The organism is Bacillus sp. NS1 (genome assembly GCF_058248265.1).
On record NZ_JBZAZF010000001.1, the window covers coordinates 890693 to 906841 of the forward strand.

At 45.7% G+C, this 16149-nt stretch carries 21 protein-coding genes; 15 read left to right on the forward strand and 6 right to left on the reverse strand.

Annotated elements, in window-relative coordinates:
- The first annotated feature begins 140 nt into the window (after positions 1 to 140).
- From AC4CV5_RS04440 to AC4CV5_RS04450, 3 genes are all read left to right on the forward strand, one after another.
- Entirely contained in the window at positions 141 to 578 is a 438-nt protein-coding gene (locus tag AC4CV5_RS04440) for a YusW family protein (protein WP_166848605.1), read from the forward strand.
- A 216-nt stretch (positions 579 to 794) separates the two neighbouring features.
- On the forward strand, positions 795 to 1622 hold the full coding sequence (locus AC4CV5_RS04445; protein ID WP_166848608.1) for an ABC transporter ATP-binding protein: 828 nt from the start codon (positions 795 to 797) through the stop codon (positions 1620 to 1622).
- A 69-nt stretch (positions 1623 to 1691) separates the two neighbouring features.
- On the forward strand, positions 1692 to 1937 hold the full coding sequence (locus tag AC4CV5_RS04450; RefSeq protein ID WP_166848610.1) for a YusU family protein: 246 nt from the start codon (positions 1692 to 1694) through the stop codon (positions 1935 to 1937).
- A gap of 20 nt (positions 1938 to 1957) precedes the next feature.
- Here AC4CV5_RS04450 and AC4CV5_RS04455 read toward each other — a convergent pair whose 3' ends face one another.
- Positions 1958 to 2845: a LysR family transcriptional regulator gene (locus AC4CV5_RS04455; protein ID WP_490922138.1), complete on the reverse strand. Its 888-nt coding sequence runs from the start codon at positions 2843 to 2845 to the stop codon at positions 1958 to 1960.
- A gap of 132 nt (positions 2846 to 2977) precedes the next feature.
- Here AC4CV5_RS04455 and AC4CV5_RS04460 point away from each other — a divergent pair, with 132 nt between their 5' ends.
- Together AC4CV5_RS04460 and AC4CV5_RS04465 are read left to right on the forward strand one after the other, a co-directional pair.
- Entirely contained in the window at positions 2978 to 3718 is a 741-nt protein-coding gene (locus AC4CV5_RS04460) for an SDR family NAD(P)-dependent oxidoreductase (RefSeq protein ID WP_166848615.1), read from the forward strand.
- An 18-nt stretch (positions 3719 to 3736) separates the two neighbouring features.
- Positions 3737 to 4120 (forward strand): tautomerase family protein, encoded by a 384-nt coding sequence (locus AC4CV5_RS04465; protein WP_490922139.1) that lies wholly within the window; start codon positions 3737 to 3739, stop codon positions 4118 to 4120.
- Between the two features lie 36 nt (positions 4121 to 4156).
- Here AC4CV5_RS04465 and mdtP read toward each other — a convergent pair whose 3' ends face one another.
- From mdtP to AC4CV5_RS04485, 4 genes are all read right to left on the reverse strand, one after another.
- Positions 4157 to 5773 (reverse strand): multidrug efflux MFS transporter MdtP, encoded by a 1617-nt coding sequence (gene mdtP, locus AC4CV5_RS04470; protein ID WP_222141995.1) that lies wholly within the window; start codon positions 5771 to 5773, stop codon positions 4157 to 4159.
- A 1-nt stretch (position 5774) separates the two neighbouring features.
- Positions 5775 to 6245, reverse strand: coding sequence for a MarR family transcriptional regulator MdtR (gene mdtR, locus AC4CV5_RS04475; RefSeq protein ID WP_222141994.1), 471 nt, complete (start codon positions 6243 to 6245; stop codon positions 5775 to 5777).
- 159 nt (positions 6246 to 6404) lie between these two features.
- Positions 6405 to 6737, reverse strand: coding sequence for a spore coat protein (locus AC4CV5_RS04480; RefSeq protein ID WP_166848625.1), 333 nt, complete (start codon positions 6735 to 6737; stop codon positions 6405 to 6407).
- Between the two features lie 12 nt (positions 6738 to 6749).
- Complete coding sequence (locus tag AC4CV5_RS04485) at positions 6750 to 6995, reverse strand: hypothetical protein (RefSeq protein WP_003222768.1); 246 nt, start codon at positions 6993 to 6995, stop codon at positions 6750 to 6752.
- Between the two features lie 94 nt (positions 6996 to 7089).
- Here AC4CV5_RS04485 and AC4CV5_RS04490 point away from each other — a divergent pair, with 94 nt between their 5' ends.
- Positions 7090 to 7998, forward strand: coding sequence for a proline dehydrogenase family protein (locus AC4CV5_RS04490; RefSeq protein WP_166848627.1), 909 nt, complete (start codon positions 7090 to 7092; stop codon positions 7996 to 7998).
- A gap of 24 nt (positions 7999 to 8022) precedes the next feature.
- Here the strand turns inward: AC4CV5_RS04490 and AC4CV5_RS04495 are convergent, their stop codons facing one another.
- Positions 8023 to 8169, reverse strand: a complete 147-nt coding sequence (locus AC4CV5_RS04495; RefSeq protein WP_003240817.1) for a YuzL family protein — start codon at positions 8167 to 8169, stop codon at positions 8023 to 8025.
- Between the two features lie 174 nt (positions 8170 to 8343).
- On the opposite strand from AC4CV5_RS04495, the gene AC4CV5_RS04500 reads away from it, so the two are divergent.
- The 9 genes from AC4CV5_RS04500 (at position 8344) to AC4CV5_RS04540 (ending at position 16117) form a co-directional block, all read left to right on the forward strand.
- Positions 8344 to 10713 carry a 3-hydroxyacyl-CoA dehydrogenase/enoyl-CoA hydratase family protein gene (locus tag AC4CV5_RS04500; protein WP_490922140.1) on the forward strand — a complete coding sequence of 790 codons (2370 nt, stop codon included), beginning with the start codon at positions 8344 to 8346 and terminating at the stop codon, positions 10711 to 10713.
- A 10-nt stretch (positions 10714 to 10723) separates the two neighbouring features.
- Complete coding sequence (locus AC4CV5_RS04505) at positions 10724 to 11899, forward strand: acetyl-CoA C-acetyltransferase (RefSeq protein WP_166848632.1); 1176 nt, start codon at positions 10724 to 10726, stop codon at positions 11897 to 11899.
- A gap of 14 nt (positions 11900 to 11913) precedes the next feature.
- On the forward strand, positions 11914 to 13698 hold the full coding sequence (fadE, locus tag AC4CV5_RS04510; protein ID WP_166848635.1) for an acyl-CoA dehydrogenase FadE: 1785 nt from the start codon (positions 11914 to 11916) through the stop codon (positions 13696 to 13698).
- A 108-nt stretch (positions 13699 to 13806) separates the two neighbouring features.
- A complete protein-coding gene (locus AC4CV5_RS04515) occupies positions 13807 to 14163 on the forward strand; it encodes an arsenate reductase family protein (protein WP_166848637.1) in 357 nt (118 codons plus the stop codon).
- Positions 14164 to 14229: 66 nt separating this feature from the next.
- Positions 14230 to 14613: a glycine cleavage system protein GcvH gene (gene gcvH / locus AC4CV5_RS04520; RefSeq protein ID WP_166848640.1), complete on the forward strand. Its 384-nt coding sequence runs from the start codon at positions 14230 to 14232 to the stop codon at positions 14611 to 14613.
- Positions 14614 to 14668: 55 nt separating this feature from the next.
- Positions 14669 to 14905 carry a YusG family protein gene (locus AC4CV5_RS04525; RefSeq protein WP_166848642.1) on the forward strand — a complete coding sequence of 79 codons (237 nt, stop codon included), beginning with the start codon at positions 14669 to 14671 and terminating at the stop codon, positions 14903 to 14905.
- Between the two features lie 77 nt (positions 14906 to 14982).
- Positions 14983 to 15345, forward strand: coding sequence for a toprim domain-containing protein (locus AC4CV5_RS04530; protein ID WP_014115086.1), 363 nt, complete (start codon positions 14983 to 14985; stop codon positions 15343 to 15345).
- A 1-nt stretch (position 15346) separates the two neighbouring features.
- A complete protein-coding gene (locus AC4CV5_RS04535; RefSeq protein ID WP_003222787.1) occupies positions 15347 to 15667 on the forward strand; it encodes a thioredoxin family protein in 321 nt (106 codons plus the stop codon).
- A gap of 105 nt (positions 15668 to 15772) precedes the next feature.
- Positions 15773 to 16117 (forward strand): SCP2 sterol-binding domain-containing protein, encoded by a 345-nt coding sequence (locus AC4CV5_RS04540; protein ID WP_166848644.1) that lies wholly within the window; start codon positions 15773 to 15775, stop codon positions 16115 to 16117.
- Positions 16118 to 16149 lie beyond the last annotated feature (32 nt).

The following is a 16149-nucleotide window of genomic DNA, read 5'->3' on the forward strand; positions in this document are numbered from 1 at the left end:
CCTGGCAACGAATGCGAGGAGTTGTCGACACACTGAAGCCGGTGGCGTTATACGCCCCGGGTTTTTCAATTCTTCTCTGAATGAGGATTTCATTCTCTGGATATACCTAAAATAAATGGAATCCTACAGGGGGGAAACATATGCGTTTGATCAGAGCAGCCGGTGCTGTTTGTCTCGCAGTGGTTCTGATTGCTGGCTGCCGTCTCAATGAAGATCAGCAGCAGGCAGAAGGAGAGAATACATCCGTCACCCAGCAGAAGTCCGTTCCTTACAGCAATTTCTCGCTTCGCGTGAGCTACGGGGATGGTGAGCATAATCGTTATGAAAGCATATATACAAAAAACGGGACTCAGGAAACAGCGGAAGTACAGGATAAGCTCTCCGGTGTCAAACAGGAGGGAGAAGAAGCATTAGATGAGATGAAAATGATCCTGAGCGAGCTTTCCGTGACAGACCAAATGGCAGAAACAGAAGTGATCAACAGTGTGCTGGCAGCATTTAATCTGGACAGCCATTATGATCATATCGACTTAAAACTGAAGCTGAAAGACGGATCAGTAAGAGAAATTAAGAAATAACCTGTGATAAAAAACCCATAAACGCCAATTATGTCCAAAAAACTAATTGAAAATGATTTTCAAAGTCATTGTTTTCTGCTACAATGAGGGATATATGACCATATCAAATGGCTGAATATCGAATCACTTGCATTGATGACAATTGACTTTAAACGCATGTATATAGAAAACGTGCAATACATAGTGCTGCTAAAAAGCCAGCAAAAAGGAGCGGTTATGGGTATGAGTGCAATTTCTACAGAAACGCTGAGCTTAGGATACGGGGATGCCGTTATTATTGATGAGTTGAATTTAACAATTCCCAAAGGTGAAATTACCGTATTTATTGGCAGCAACGGCTGCGGAAAATCGACACTTTTACGTTCATTAGCGCGTCTGATGAAGCCGAGAGGCGGTTCAGTCCTGCTGGAAGGAAAAGCGATTGCCAAGCTTCCGACGAAGGAAGTCGCGAAAGAGCTCGCAATCCTGCCACAGGGTCCTTCGGCTCCAGAGGGGCTGACGGTGCATCAGCTGGTGAAGCAAGGAAGATATCCTTACCAAAACTGGCTGAAACAGTGGTCAAAAGAGGATGAGGCAGCAGTTGAGAGAGCGCTTAAAGCAACAAAGCTTGAGGACATGGCTGACCGCGCCGTCGATTCTTTGTCAGGCGGACAGCGCCAGCGGGCTTGGATCGCGATGACGCTTGCGCAGGAAACGGATATTATCCTTTTAGACGAGCCAACGACGTATTTAGACATGACGCACCAAATTGAAATTCTTGATTTGCTGTTTGAGCTGAATGAAAAGGAAGAGCGGACGATTGTTATGGTTCTCCATGACTTAAACTTGGCGTGCCGCTATGCGCATCATCTTGTGGCTATAAAGGATAAACGTATTTATGCTGAAGGCCGTCCGGAAGAGGTCATCACTTGTGATCTTGTGCAAAATGTGTTTTCTATGAACTGTCAGGTCACACAGGACCCGCTGTTCGGAACGCCTCTTTGCATCCCTCATGGCAGGGGCAGATGCATTGTCCAGGAAGCGGCTTTCACATCACATGGATAAATAACGCCAGCGAAAGGAGCTTTCACCCTAAGAAAGCTCCTTGCTGTTTTTTCGAAAGGAAGATGGAAAATGGAACAAAAACTTCAGGAGCAGCTGGATGGATTGCTGGAGAAGTATACGGAGCTTCTGCTTGGTGAAACAAACAATGAGCTAAAAGAAGAAGTGAAGCAATGGATTTTGTACACGCATATAGCCAAAAGCATGCCGCCGCTTGCTAAGCATTGGAATGCGACATATCCTGACGCGAAGCAGGGCATTAAAGATATCATTCAGCATATTAAGGAATTAAATGAAACCCATCGAAACAAACAATAGCTAACAAAGCAGTCTGCCAATTATAGCAGACTGCTTTTTTGTGATGCTGCCGTTTTATCGGGCGTAAAGGAATCCATAAAGGTCTGCAGCGCGCTGCTGATAAACGAATCTTTTCGGACAATAAATTCTGTTTTCATCTGTCTGAGAGCTTCAGGCAGCGGGTACAATCGAATCGACCCTTCAGCCTCGTGTTTCTGTACAACCGTTCTCGGCAGCAATGAGATGCCCAGACCTGCTGTAACCCCGCCGATAATCGCTTCAAGTGTCCCAAATTCCATAATGACAGGCTGTGTGACACCGACAGAGTGCAGCCATTTTTCAAGTGTCTCTCGATACGAGCAGCCTGTGCTGTAAACGAGAATCGGCTTTTTGATAGCTTCTTCCGCATCAGAAATGGAGGCAGCCGAAACAACCACTGGCTCTTCCTCAAATGCAGGATAGGATTCGAGCTCAGGATGAATGCATTCGCATCCGATAAACGCGCCATCCAATTCATACCGGAGAACTTTATCTAGGAGGAATTGTGTATGTCCTGTTGTTAAAGACAACTGGACGTTTGGGTGTTCTTCATAATAAGAAGCCAGAAGCTTCGGAAGCCTCACCGCAGCGGTTGTCTGAGTGGAGCCAATCATAAGCGGCCCGCTTGGCTCTATGGTAGATGAGAGCGCTTTAGACGCTTCATCCAGCAGGCCGATAATTTTATTTGCGTAGTCGAGCAGCAGTTTTCCGCTTGCAGAAAGGGTCATGCCCCGATTGTGACGCAAAAACAGAATGGTGCCCAGCTCAGCTTCCAATTGCTGAATTCTGGCCGTGACATTGGATTGCACATAGCCAAGCTGCAGGGCGGCTTTCGTAATGGAGCCTTCACGGGCTACCATTTGAAACACACGTAAATCTCCGCTTTCCATTTTGAATTCCTCCGTTCTTTGCTATCAATTTGACTGATATCAAGTATCTTTAACAATCATTATACGTAACATCAAACCTGGATTACAATGGAATCAGCAAGATATGTTAATCAACAGAGAGGAGTGGCGGCAATGAATGTAATGAACAAAATAGCTCTTGTAACGGGGGGCGGCACGGGAATCGGGAGAGCAGCCAGTATGGAATTGGCAAAACGCGGAGCGATTGTTGTGGTGAATTATTCACGTTCACAATCCGAAGCGGAGGAAACAGTGGAAATGATTCAAAAAGCTGGCGGGCAAGCCATCGCCAGCCGAGCGGATGTATCAAAAAACAGCGAAGTGCAGGACATGGTTCAAAGGATCGTAAAAACACACGGCACGATTGATGTTTTAGTCAACAATGCAAGCATTACACGGCACATTCCAATGGATGATCTTGAAGCTGCGACAGAAGAAATTTGGGATGAGTTATACGCTGTCAATGTGAAAGGAATGTTTTTCTGTGCGCGGGCAGTGGTTCCGTTCATGAAAAAAAGCAAGGTTGGAGCGATCGTAAATGTCGGCAGCATCGCGGGATTAACCGGGGCGGGCTCGTCTATGCCTTACGCAGTATCAAAATCGGCAGTGCATGGTTTAACGAAATCATTGGCCCACGCCTTAGCGCCCGAAATCAGAGTGAGCGGTGTAGCGCCGGGAGCTGTCGCAACAAGATGGTGGGCTGGCCGGGAAGAAAAAATGAAAAGCATGATTGGCACTTTGCTGTTACAGCGTATTGCTGAACCGGATGATGTCGCCAAATTGATTTGTTCTCTTATTGAACAGGAATCACTCACAGGCCAAATCATCACAATTGACAGCGGACAGACGCTGTAAAGAGAGGGGGGCGGAGAAATGCCTTTTGTACAAATTCATTTGCGGGCGGGAAGAAGCGAAGCATGGCTCCAAAAACTAAGCAGAACCATTCACCAATCGATGACCGAAGAAATCAATGTGCCGGAAGATGACTATTTTCAAGTCATCAGGCAATATGAAAACAGTGAATTTTATTATGATCCGTCTTATCTGCAGGTCGAGCGTACAGATGAACTGATCTACATTCATTTTACGTTGAAAGATTCAAGAACAACTGAACAGAAAAAAGCGTTTTATCGCTCAATCGCAAGCCGAATTCATTCAGAGCTTGGTGTAAGAAAAGAAGATGTATTTATCATGCTGGCTGGAAACCAGGATGAGGATTGGTCCTTCGGAAATGGAAGGGCTCAGATGATCGAATAAAAAAAGCCCGCGGATTGGCACCCGCGGGGCGTTCTATTAATGGGAAGGTGATTCAACGGCTTGTGCCGCTTTCTCCTTAACTTGTTCTTCCGTTTTCTTGTTTGATAGCTTGATAGGTTTTAAGAACAAGGTAAATACGGCTCCGACTGCGATAAAAATCAGGCCTGTATAAAACACGCTGTGGAGCGAATCCATCAACGATGTTTTTAAAATCGGCATAATATGGGATGAGAAAGCCGCAGGGATTTGTTTGATTGCGTCCGGGCTGAACAGTGATTGCAGCAGTCCTTGCGGGTTTGTATCAATCATACCCTTTAGCTGGGCGGCAAATGAGCTTGCCTGTGCCGGAAGTGAGTCTAAGTACGGCACCAGTTTATCTGTTAATAAACTTCCGGATCTCGCATTCATCACGGCTCCCAGCATGGTAATGCCGAATGTTCCTCCGATAGACCGGAAGAATTGGCTGGATGAGGTGACAACCCCAAGCTCCTCCTTCGAAAAGCTTTCCTGTAAAGCGAGTGTCAGAATCGGCATAACCAGACCCATTCCCAGACCAATAATCGCCATATACGATGTAGCGATAAGCTTGCTCGTATCAAGATCCAATGTCGTTAACAACAGGAATCCTCCGGCCATAACCAGCATACCTGTTATGATTTGCGGTTTAATGCCGACTTTGTAAACAAGCTGGCCGCCGATAATGCTTGTAATAATCATAGAGATCATCATCGGTGTCATAATCGTTCCTGATTCAGACGCACTTACACCGACAATTCCCTGCATAAAGAAAGGAACGAACGTAATTGCACCAAACATTCCGATACTCATAAAGAAGCCGATCAGGTTTAAAAATGTAAATGTTCTGTTTTTAAATAGATACATTGGCAGGATAGGCTCTTTTGCTTTTGACTCTACAATAATAAAGCTGATAATGCCGATCAGCGCGAGTGCGAACAAGCCAAGAATCTGCCATGACCCCCACGCATAATCTTTTCCGCCAAAACTTAAGGCGAGAAGGAGGCTGACAACCCCGACAATCATCGTGAAAATACCAGCGATATCGAAGTTGATTGGGCCAGTCTGCTGGCGGCCCTGTAATCCTCTGGCAATAAAAATAACCGCAATAATTCCGACTGGAAGGTTAATATAGAAAACCCATTTCCAGTTTAGCGAGTCTACAATCCAGCCGCCGATTTGCGGGCCAATCACTGAAGCTAGCCCGTAAATTGCGCCAAAGACCCCTTGGAATTTGGCACGCTGTTTTCCTGTGAACAAGTCACCGATGACAATCATCGCCATCGGCATCATAATGCCTCCGCCGATTCCCTGCAGTCCTCGGAAGATAATCAATTCTGTCATATTGTTGGCCATTCCGCACAAAGCAGAAGCTGCCATAAAAATAATCAAACCTGATACATAGACAATGCGGCGTCCCAATAAATCGGCCAGTTTACCGGCAATTGGAACAATGGTTGTTGATGTTAACAAATATGCAGTTGTCAGCCAGGTCATCATGCTCAAACCGCCCAGATCACCGACAATTTTCGGCATGGCCGTTCCTACAATGGTGCCGTCAAGAGCTGAAAAAAACATGGCAATAATTAAGCCTGTTATTAATAACGTTCGTTTTGATTGTTTGCCTTCACTACTCATTTCATCCGTTTCCTTCTTTCATGTTTTGCTTTTCATCAGTTTCCGCTGCAGCCTTTGCGAGCTTTTCTGTAATATGCGCCGCGTGAAGCATTTCTTCCTCCGTCAAGAAGGAAAGGTATCGCGCCATAATGGCTTTTCTGCCCGCCAAAACCTCCTCAAACTTTCTGTCTCCTTCATCAGTAAGACTGATATCAATCACTCGCCTGTCTTTTGTGTTGTGTGTTCTGGCGATGAGATTTTTTTGTTCAAGGCGGTCAGCCATTAACGTCACAGCGCTTGGCTTAACCTCCATACGCTCGGCAATTTCAGATATTTTGAGGCTGCCGTGTTTTTTTAAGCTGGCCAGCACAAACAGCTGCGCTGGGGTGACACCTTGTTTTTCCATGCTTTCTAGCATTTCAGGCTGTATCTTTTGAAAGAGCGCCTGAAGCGATAATTGAATATCGGACATTAACCGATCCGCACTCTTCATATTCATTTCTCCTCTGTTACATACACTGTATTTATATTTTGATGACAAAATAGTTAATGCCTATTAAATATAAATAAGTATTAATGAAAAGTCAACTGATTTTTACACAAAAAAAGGATAGATGCCCGGAAGAACATCGTATCCTTTTTGCTGATATTGTTATTGCTGATAAGGAGACTGCTGCTGAATGGTCTTCTGGAATTTTTGATAGGATTGCTGCAGCTTTTGGGCATCCTCTGCTTCAACAGAATACCATCCATATTGGAACATGAGGTCATACAGTTTTCTTTGCGCTTTTTGTGACTCATCAAAAATGGATTGAATATCTTGATAAAGAGACTCGTGGCTGAATTCGTGCAAGGCTGTGCAATAAGCGGTTGTCATGTATTTTTCTGTTGTCAGCAATTCATTGACGAAATCTCTGTCATTCATCTCCGAAGTTGTCGGTACAGGTGTCTGCGGGTTGCTGATTTTCTGATTTTGCTGATTCATTCTGGCGCCTCCTTATTGGATGTAGCCGGACTGCTGTTGGCCTGGCTGCAGGTGCTTTAATATTCTTTGATAGTGATCATGATGCATGTGTCCGACGCGGTCGAGTTCTTGTTTTAATGATTGATCCTGGCACTGCTGCGCCATGAAATGCGCTTTTTTCATCGCGAGCAAATTCCAGTTCAGCATGTCATTCAGATACAAATGATCCTTTGTCGAAATAACGGAAGGCGGCATTTGGGATTGCTGCTGATTGTCCATTGTGATCCTCCTTTGATTTCTGTTCATTTTATAGTTTCCTTCAGGCTGGGATTTATATACAGGTGTTTTGAAGATGAAGGCAGGAGGGAGTCGAATGTTGAGACATGTGTTTTTATTCTTATCTAAAAATAAACCACTTACCAAGTTCGCCAAAGCATACGGAACCCGGCTTGGAGCACGAAGGTTTGTCGCCGGAGATACAATTGAGTCGGCGGTTAAGACCGTCAAAAGGCTAAACAGAGCCGGTTTGTGCGCAACAATTGATTATTTAGGCGAGTATGCCGCTTCAGAAAAAGAAGCAAATCAAGTCGCAGAGGAATGCAAGAAAGCCATTCATGCCATTGCAGAACATCAATTGGACTCAGAGCTTTCATTAAAGCTGACCTCGATCGGGCTCGATCTTTCAGAAGAACTTGCCCTATCTCATTTGCGTGCCATTCTATCCGCTGCGAAGCAATATGGTGTTGCTGTGACGATTGATATGGAAGACTATTCTCATTATGAACAGACACTCGCTATCTACAGGCAATGCAAACAGGAATTTGAGATGCTCGGCACGGTGATTCAGGCGTATCTGTACCGGGCGGCAGAAGATATCAGACATATGCGCGATTTAAAGCCGAATCTCCGGCTTGTGAAAGGCGCTTATAAAGAATCTGCGGCTGTAGCGTTTCCAGACAAAAAAGGAACAGACCTTCATTTTCAGAACTTGATAAAGCTGCAGCTGTTAAGCGGAAACTACACGGCTGTCGCCACACATGACGATGACATCATTGCGTTTACGAAACAGCTCGTTGCTGAACATCATATCCCAGCGTCACAATTTGAGTTTCAAATGCTGTACGGCATCAGACCGGAGCGGCAGAAGGAACTTGCCAAGGAAGGGTACAGAATGCGTGTGTATGTCCCATATGGAACTGACTGGTTCAGCTACTTTATGAGAAGAATTGCCGAACGGCCCGCTAATGCAGCGTTTGTATTAAAAGGGATCTTGAAAAAGTGAAAGCAGCCGCGGGAAGCAGCTGCATTATGATTGTTCCATGTTATGTTTTTTATACTGCTGATTTTGACTTGTCCGTTTTCCGCCGCCGTAATGCTGAGTCGGACCGGCATCTCCTTTTACGCTCGCCGCGCTGACTGCCGCTGAAGACGGATTTTTTTTCTCTCGCACCATTCCCTTCACCTCCGGGCTTAAGTTGCCCGTCTTTTATAGGCTTCATACAAAAAAATAACAAATTAGCTATTGAAGTCGAACCGGAAATCTTTTAAGATGAAAGAAGAAACGGGTTTCATTTTTTTTGGTCAAAAAATGAATGATTATTCATTCAATGTTCAAGGGGGATATCTCATGCACAAACACATTCGGAAGGCAGCCGTTTTAGGATCGGGGGTAATGGGTTCCGGGATTGCGGCGCATTTGGCTAACATCGGAATTCCTGTCCTGCTGCTTGATATTGTGCCGAACGATTTGACAAAGGTAGAGGAAAAAAGGGGACTGACGAAGGACAGTCCCGAGGTGCGCAGCAGGCTGAGCAGGCAGGCGGTGAAAAAACTGCTGAAACAAAAGCCCGCTCCCCTCACATCGGTGAAAAACACCTCCTATATCACACCAGGCAATCTGGAGGATGATACAGCAAAGCTGAAAGAAGCAGATTGGATTATTGAGGTCGTTGTCGAAAATCTAGATGTTAAAAAGCAAATTTTCGCACTTGTGGATGAACACCGGAAGCCTGGAAGCATTGTCTCAAGCAACACCTCCGGCATATCAGTGCAGGAAATGGCTGAAGGCCGGTCGGATGATTTTAAGGCCCATTTTCTTGGAACGCACTTTTTCAATCCCGCCCGCTATTTAAAGCTGCTGGAGATCATTCCGATTAAGGAAACGGACCCTGATATTTTAAAGTTTATGACAGCCTTCGGTGAAAATGTCCTCGGTAAAGGCGTTGTTACAGCAAAGGATACACCGAACTTTATCGCAAACCGCATCGGAACATACGGGCTTCTCGTCACAGTCCAGGAAATGCTGAAAGGCGGCTATCAGGTTGGGGAAGTTGATTCAATCACAGGCCCGCTGATCGGCAGACCGAAAAGCGCGACCTTTAGAACGCTTGATGTTGTCGGGCTCGATACATTTGCCCACGTCGCCCGAAATGTGTATGACAAAGCGGATGGAGACGAAAAAGAAGTATTCCGCCTGCCGGTTTTTATGAACGATATGCTGGAAAAAGGGTGGATCGGAAGCAAGGCAGGCCAAGGCTTTTATAAAAAAGAAGGAAAAACGATTTATGAGCTTGACCCAGTAACGCTTACTTATGGCGAGCGGACAAAAATGAAATCACCGGCACTTGAAGCGGCAAAACAGGCAAAAGGGACAAAAGCGAAAATGAAAGCGCTTATTTATTCGGAGGACAGAGCCGGCAAGCTGCTGTGGAATATCACATCTCAAACCCTTCTTTACTCAGCCGAACTGCTTGGTGAAATTGCCGATGATATTCATGCGATTGACCAAGCCATGAAGTGGGGATTCGGCTGGGAGCTGGGCCCGTTTGAAATGTGGGATGCCATTGGCCTCAGGCAGTCGGCGGAAAAGTTTGAACAGCTTGGAGCAGATATTCCTGGCTGGATCAAAGACATGCTGGACAAAGGAAATGAAACCTTCTACATCAGAGAGAACGGAACGGTATTTTATTATGACCGCGGCGAATACAGAGCCGTAAAAGAAAACAAAAAACGGATACATTTACAAGCGATCAAGAAAACAAACGGCGTGATTGCGAAAAACAGCGGAGCTAGCTTGATCGACATTGGAGATGATGTGGCCCTTCTTGAATTTCATTCGAAAAGCAATGCGATCGGGCTCGATATCATTCAAATGATTAACAAAGCGTTAGAGGAAACAGAGCGGAACTACAAAGGCCTTGTCATCGGGAATGAAGGGAAAAATTTCTGTGTCGGTGCGAATCTTGGCATGATCCTAATGGAAGTCCAGGATGACAACTTTTTGGAAGTTGATTTCGTGATACGTCGTTTCCAAGAGACGATGATGAAGATCAAATACAGTGCGAAACCAGTTGTCGCTGCCCCATTTGGTATGACGCTCGGCGGAGGAACAGAAGTGTGTCTGCCGGCGGCGCGTATTCAAGCAGCAAGCGAAGCCTATATGGGGCTTGTGGAATCAGGCGTCGGCCTCATCCCAGGCGGAGGAGGAAACAAAGAGCTGTACATTAACCATCTTCGCCGCGGTCTTGATCCAATGAATGCGGCAATGAAAACATTTGAAACGATTGCGATGGCAAAAGTATCCGCTTCCGCCCAAGAGGCTCGAGAGATGAACATTTTAAAAGAAACGGATCACATCAGCGTGAATCAGGACCACCTGCTGTACGATTCAAAGCAGCTGGCCGCATCGTTATACGATACCGGTTGGCGGCCGCCTATAAAAGAAAAGGTCAAGGTGGCGGGAGAAACCGGTTATGCGGCACTCTTGCTTGGCGCTGAGCAAATGAGGCTGTCCGGCTATGTATCTGAGCATGATTTCAAGATCGCGAAAAAACTCGCTTACGTCATTGCCGGCGGAAAAGTGCCATTCGGTACAGAGGTTGATGAAGAGTATTTATTGGAGATCGAGAGAGAAGCGTTTTTGAGTTTAGCAGGAGAGGCAAAATCTCAAGCGAGAATGCAGCATATGCTTGTGAAAGGTAAACCTTTACGGAATTAGGAGGGAGCTTATGAAAGAGGCAGTCATAGTGTCAGGTGCAAGAACACCGGTTGGGAAAGCAAAAAAAGGATCGTTGGCCACCGTTCGCCCGGATGATTTGGGAGCGATTTGCGTGAAAGAAACACTGAAACGGGCAGGCGGCTACGAAGGCAATATTGACGATTTAATTATCGGCTGTGCAACACCTGAAGCGGAACAGGGGCTAAATATGGCGAGAAATATTGGCGCACTTGCGGGACTGCCGTACACGGTCCCGGCAATTACAGTCAATCGCTACTGCTCTTCAGGTCTTCAGTCCATCGCATATGCGGCAGAAAAAATTATGCTAGGCGCTTACGATACAGCGATCGCCGGCGGAGCAGAATCCATGTCGCAGGTTCCGATGATGGGGCATGTGACCCGTCCGAACCTCGCATTGGCAGAAAAGGCGCCGGAATATTACATGAGCATGGGACACACAGCCGAGCAGGTCGCGAAAAAGTACGGCGTCTCCCGCGAGGATCAGGATGCGTTTGCTGTTCGCAGCCATCAGAACGCGGCAAAAGCCCTTGCAGAGGGGAAGTTTAAAGATGAGATTGTTCCAGTCGAAGTGACGGTGACAGACATCGGAGAAAACCATAAGCCTCAGGAAAAACAGTTTATGTTTTCTCAGGATGAAGGAGTTCGCCCGCAAACGACGACAGACATCTTAGCAACTTTACGCCCGGCTTTTTCCGTTGACGGAACGGTTACTGCGGGCAATTCCTCGCAAACGAGTGACGGAGCGGCGGCAGTTATGCTGATGGACCGGGAAAAAGCTGATGCACTGGGCTTGGCGCCGCTTGTGAAATTTCGTTCCTTTGCAGTAGGCGGCGTGCCGCCGGAAGTGATGGGCATCGGTCCGGTAGAAGCCATTCCGCGCGCCTTGAAGCTTGCGGGGCTTCAACTGCAGGACATCGGCTTGTTTGAACTGAACGAAGCTTTTGCATCACAGGCCATTCAAGTCATCCGGGAGCTGGGAATTGATGAAGAAAAAGTGAATGTCAACGGGGGCGCAATCGCACTCGGACACCCGCTTGGCTGTACGGGTACAAAGCTTACACTCTCATTGATTCATGAAATGAAACGGAGAAACGAGCAATTTGGAGTCGTCACAATGTGTATCGGCGGCGGGATGGGAGCGGCCGGTGTATTTGAATTATGCTAAAGGGGGAAAAAGAAATGGCAAAAAAAGCGGCTGAAGTACAAAAAGGCGGCGGTTTCTTAATCGAGGATGTCACATACGATCAAATGTATACACCGGAAGATTTCACTGACGAGCATAAAATGATTGCGAAAACAACAGAGGACTACATCGAGCAAGATGTTCTCCCTCATATAGATGACATCGAAAACCATCAATTCGAGCATTCCGTCAGGCTGTTGAAGAAAGCGGGCGAACTTGGGCTGCTTGGCGCTGATGTGCCTGAGGAATACGGAGGGCTCGGTCTTGATAAAATCAGCTCGGCTCTCATCACTGAAAAATTTTCGCGTGCGGGAAGCTTTTCGCTTTCTTATGGCGCGCATGTCGGCATCGGATCCTTGCCGATTGTCTTTTTCGGAACAGAAGAACAAAAGAAAACATATTTGCCTGGGCTCGCTTCGGGCGAAAAGATCGCGGCTTATGCACTGACTGAGCCGGGCTCTGGATCTGATGCGCTTGGAGCAAAAACGACAGCCGTACTGAATGAAGCGGGAACCCATTACGTGTTAACCGGGGAAAAACAGTGGATTACTAACTCTGCCTTTGCTGATGTATTTGTCGTTTACGCTAAGGTGGACGGCGAAAAGTTCTCGGCCTTTATTGTAGAAAAAGATTTCCCGGGAGTATCCACGGGCCCGGAAGAAAAGAAAATGGGGATCAAAGGATCATCGACAAGAACGCTCATTTTAGATCAGGCTGAAGTGCCAAAAGAAAATCTGCTTGGAGAAATCGGCAAAGGGCATCTCATCGCCTTTAATATTTTAAACATCGGCCGCTACAAGCTGGCGGTTGGCACAATCGGTGCATCTAAGCGGGTAATCGAGCTGTCTGCAGCATACGCAAATCAGAGGCGCCAATTTAAAACGCCAATTGCGAGCTTTTCATTGACACAGGAAAAAATGGCGACAATGGCATCAAGGCTGTACGCAATGGAAAGCTCTGTCTACAGAACCGTGGGGCTGTTCGAAGACAATATGAGTCAGTTTACGGCCGAAGATCTCAAGGACGGCCGGCAAATTGCCAAATCAATTGCCGAATATGCCATCGAATGCTCTCTTAATAAAGTATTTGGCTCTGAAACACTTGATTATATCGTAGATGAAGGCGTGCAGATTCATGGAGGCTACGGTTTTATGCAGGAGTACGAAGTAGAAAGAGCCTACAGGGATTCGAGGATCAATCGAATTTTTGAAGGCACAAACGAAATCAACCGGTTAATCGTGCCAAGCACTTTCCTGAAAAAAGCGCTCAAAGGCGAACTGCCTCTATTTGAGAAAGCGCAGTCGCTGCAGGAAGAACTCATGATGCTTATGCCTGAAGAGCCTGGCAGCGGCGTTTTAGAGCAGGAGAAATATATCGTTAAGCAAGCCAAAAAAATCGCGCTGTTCGCTGCCGGTCTCGCTGCACAAAAATACGGAAAAGCCATCGATCGCGAACAAGAAATTCTCGTCAACGTCGCGGATATTGTCAGCAATGTGTACGCAATGGAGTCAGCCGTGCTCAGAACGGAAAAAGCCATTGCCGCACAAGGCGCAGAAAAAGCGGTGCAAAAGGTGCTGTATACTGAAATTTTCGTTCAGGAAGCCTTTAACGAAATTGAAGCGCACGCGAAGGAATCTCTTATCGCAATGGAAGAAGGAGATTCACTCCGCATGATGCTTTCCGCTTTGCGCAAGCTGACGCGCGTAACTCCTAAAAACGTCATTCAGAAAAAACGCGAAGCAGCAGCGGGTGTTTTCGAGGCTGAAAAATATATTGTCTGATTGGCCAAGAGCTCCGCATGCGCGGAGCTTTTTTAAGAAGCACTGTTTTAGGTTTTTAAAACAAACTGTGTTAAAATAACCTCGATTATTTTATTGAGGGGGAAGAAGATGTCGTTAACTTTTTACTGGTACCCTAAATGCGGAACGTGCCGCAAAGCAAAGAAATGGCTTGAAGAGCATGGGAAAGAAATAAACGAAATACATATTGCAGAGCAGCCACCAAGCAAAGAAGAACTAAAAGCAATTTATGAAAAAAGCGGGCTGGATCTCAAGAAATTTTTCAACACGAGCGGCATGAAATACCGCGAGCTGAATCTCAAGGAAAAGCTGTATCACATGTCGGAGGACGAACAGCTTGAACTGCTGGCTTCAGACGGAATGCTGATTAAACGGCCGCTTACAACAGACGGCGAAAAAGTGACAGTCGGTTTTAAAGAAGACCAATTTGAAGAAAACTGGGCTTAATGTAAATTTTTTTTGAAAAGTGTGGTATCTTCTTATTGTAGTGCTGTAAAAAATGGAGGGATTCAATTGAGCATACCTAAAGATTTGCGTTACTCAGGAGAACACGAGTGGGTAAAAGTTGAAGGAGAAAAAGCCAGAATCGGAATTACGCATTTTGCCCAGTCCGAGCTAGGCGACATCGTGTTTGTCGAGCTTCCTGAAGTCGGCGCTGAAATCAAAGCGGACGAGCCGTTCGGCAGCGTTGAATCCGTTAAAACGGTATCTGAGCTTTATGCACCGATTAACGGAACTGTTGTGGAAGTAAACGAAGATCTTGATGACAGTCCGGAATTCGTTAACGAATCTCCGTACGAAAAAGCATGGATGATCGTCGTTAAGCCGTCTGACGCTTCTGAAATTGAAAAACTGATGACAGCAGAGCAATATGAAGAGATGACACAAGAAGACTAAAACAGGATAGCTGTAAAGGCAATTGGACACGCTAACGTTATGGGAGGTGTCCAATATGGCTTTCAGCAAACATAAGCTCGATGTCACCAATGATGTGACAGGCCGCTTTCAAAATGGCCGGCTCTCGTTATATCATGAAAATGAGATGATTGGCCAAATGACAAGCATGAATGAATATGAGCTTAAGTCCGGTTATTCCTTTGAAAATGAGAAATTTTATAAGACAGCTGATGTGGTCTCAGGAAACGACGAAAAATATGTGGATTGTGACTACGAAAACGGCTGGTGTTAATGTTGGCGGTGAATTTCACTGCCTTCTTTTACAATCTGAACGTTTCAAATATGACGCGGCAGGTGAAGAAGATGAAGATGGATGAGCTGGAAAAGGTTATGATTGTTGAAGGGAAAACAGATAAAGAGAAAATCGAAAGCGTCCTGAATGAACCAGTGCGCATTATCTGCACAAACGGAACAATCAGCCAGCTGAAGCTTGAGGAATTGGCTGACGAGCTTTACGATAAAGACGTCTATATATTAGTTGATGCTGATGAATCAGGCGAGAAATTAAGAAAACAGCTGAAAAGAGAATTTAACGAAGCCTGCCATCTACATATCGACAGAGCCTATAAGGAAGTGGCGGCTGCGCCCAGGCACCATGTCGCCTCTGTATTGCTGCGCGCGAATTTGAATGTCCATACTATTTTTCTTGAAAGAAAATCCCGAGGTGTATAGCATGAAAGAACTCCAAGAACATGAACTTGAGCACATTGCAGATGATGTGTATCTCCTTTACTTATATACTCCGTTTTGCGGCACCTGCCAGCTTGCAAGCAAAATGCTGACAGTGGTGAAAGAAATGCTGCCTGATGTCGCCTTCTATAAAAACAATGTCAATTACTCTCCGACATTCGCAAAAGCGTATCAAATTGAAAGCGTCCCTTGTTTTCTGCTGTTTAAAGGCGGAAAAGTGGTCGAAAGAGGATATGCGTTTCATTCGGTTTCTTATTTATATGAGCTGATCAAACAAAAATCATCTTCCGCATCCCATTTATGACATATTTCTCGGCACATTCCAATGAAATTGTCGTTCGTTTTATAAAGGGGTTCTTGCGCCAAAAAGAGAAGTGTATGTATGACCAACAAATAGGAGGTTGTACATATGGAGAAAGCGGAAGTTTTAGAAGATGAGTATCAGCATCTGTTTTTAAAACCCCTTTTGAACGCTTCAACATTGCTCATTACCTTCCAAGGAGAAACAGAAGCCTTAACCGTCTCAATAAACGAACAGGGAGAAATGAAGAAAATTTCTCCGCCCCAAACGTCCAACCTGACCTTTTACGGAAACCAAACAGAAATCATTCATTTATTGCACGGAGATATTTCCCTTCAGCACCTGATTCAGAGCGGAAGCCTGAAAGTGAAGGGGTCATTCAGAGCCCTGTTAAAACTAGAAGCTATACTCTGGCTGACGAATGGGTTTTTTCAGAGAATTTTAAAGAATTAAAAAATAGGAAATTATTATAATAGTAAAAGTTG

Coding starts and splice junctions, on each gene's coding strand:
- AC4CV5_RS04440 (WP_166848605.1), top strand. CDS start 141: ATGCGTTTGATCAGAGCAGCCGGTGCTGTTTGTCTCGCAGTGGTTCTG.
- AC4CV5_RS04445 (WP_166848608.1), top strand. CDS start 795: ATGGGTATGAGTGCAATTTCTACAGAAACGCTGAGCTTAGGATACGGG.
- AC4CV5_RS04450 (WP_166848610.1), top strand. CDS start 1,692: ATGGAACAAAAACTTCAGGAGCAGCTGGATGGATTGCTGGAGAAGTAT.
- AC4CV5_RS04455 (WP_490922138.1), bottom strand. CDS start 2,845: ATGGAAAGCGGAGATTTACGTGTGTTTCAAATGGTAGCCCGTGAAGGC.
- AC4CV5_RS04460 (WP_166848615.1), top strand. CDS start 2,978: ATGAATGTAATGAACAAAATAGCTCTTGTAACGGGGGGCGGCACGGGA.
- AC4CV5_RS04465 (WP_490922139.1), top strand. CDS start 3,737: ATGCCTTTTGTACAAATTCATTTGCGGGCGGGAAGAAGCGAAGCATGG.
- mdtP (WP_222141995.1), bottom strand. CDS start 5,773: ATGAGTAGTGAAGGCAAACAATCAAAACGAACGTTATTAATAACAGGC.
- mdtR (WP_222141994.1), bottom strand. CDS start 6,245: ATGAAGAGTGCGGATCGGTTAATGTCCGATATTCAATTATCGCTTCAG.
- AC4CV5_RS04480 (WP_166848625.1), bottom strand. CDS start 6,737: ATGAATCAGCAAAATCAGAAAATCAGCAACCCGCAGACACCTGTACCG.
- AC4CV5_RS04485 (WP_003222768.1), bottom strand. CDS start 6,995: ATGGACAATCAGCAGCAATCCCAAATGCCGCCTTCCGTTATTTCGACA.
- AC4CV5_RS04490 (WP_166848627.1), top strand. CDS start 7,090: ATGTTGAGACATGTGTTTTTATTCTTATCTAAAAATAAACCACTTACC.
- AC4CV5_RS04495 (WP_003240817.1), bottom strand. CDS start 8,169: ATGGTGCGAGAGAAAAAAAATCCGTCTTCAGCGGCAGTCAGCGCGGCG.
- AC4CV5_RS04500 (WP_490922140.1), top strand. CDS start 8,344: ATGCACAAACACATTCGGAAGGCAGCCGTTTTAGGATCGGGGGTAATG.
- AC4CV5_RS04505 (WP_166848632.1), top strand. CDS start 10,724: ATGAAAGAGGCAGTCATAGTGTCAGGTGCAAGAACACCGGTTGGGAAA.
- fadE (WP_166848635.1), top strand. CDS start 11,914: ATGGCAAAAAAAGCGGCTGAAGTACAAAAAGGCGGCGGTTTCTTAATC.
- AC4CV5_RS04515 (WP_166848637.1), top strand. CDS start 13,807: ATGTCGTTAACTTTTTACTGGTACCCTAAATGCGGAACGTGCCGCAAA.
- AC4CV5_RS04525 (WP_166848642.1), top strand. CDS start 14,669: ATGGCTTTCAGCAAACATAAGCTCGATGTCACCAATGATGTGACAGGC.
- AC4CV5_RS04530 (WP_014115086.1), top strand. CDS start 14,983: ATGGATGAGCTGGAAAAGGTTATGATTGTTGAAGGGAAAACAGATAAA.
- AC4CV5_RS04535 (WP_003222787.1), top strand. CDS start 15,347: ATGAAAGAACTCCAAGAACATGAACTTGAGCACATTGCAGATGATGTG.
- AC4CV5_RS04540 (WP_166848644.1), top strand. CDS start 15,773: ATGGAGAAAGCGGAAGTTTTAGAAGATGAGTATCAGCATCTGTTTTTA.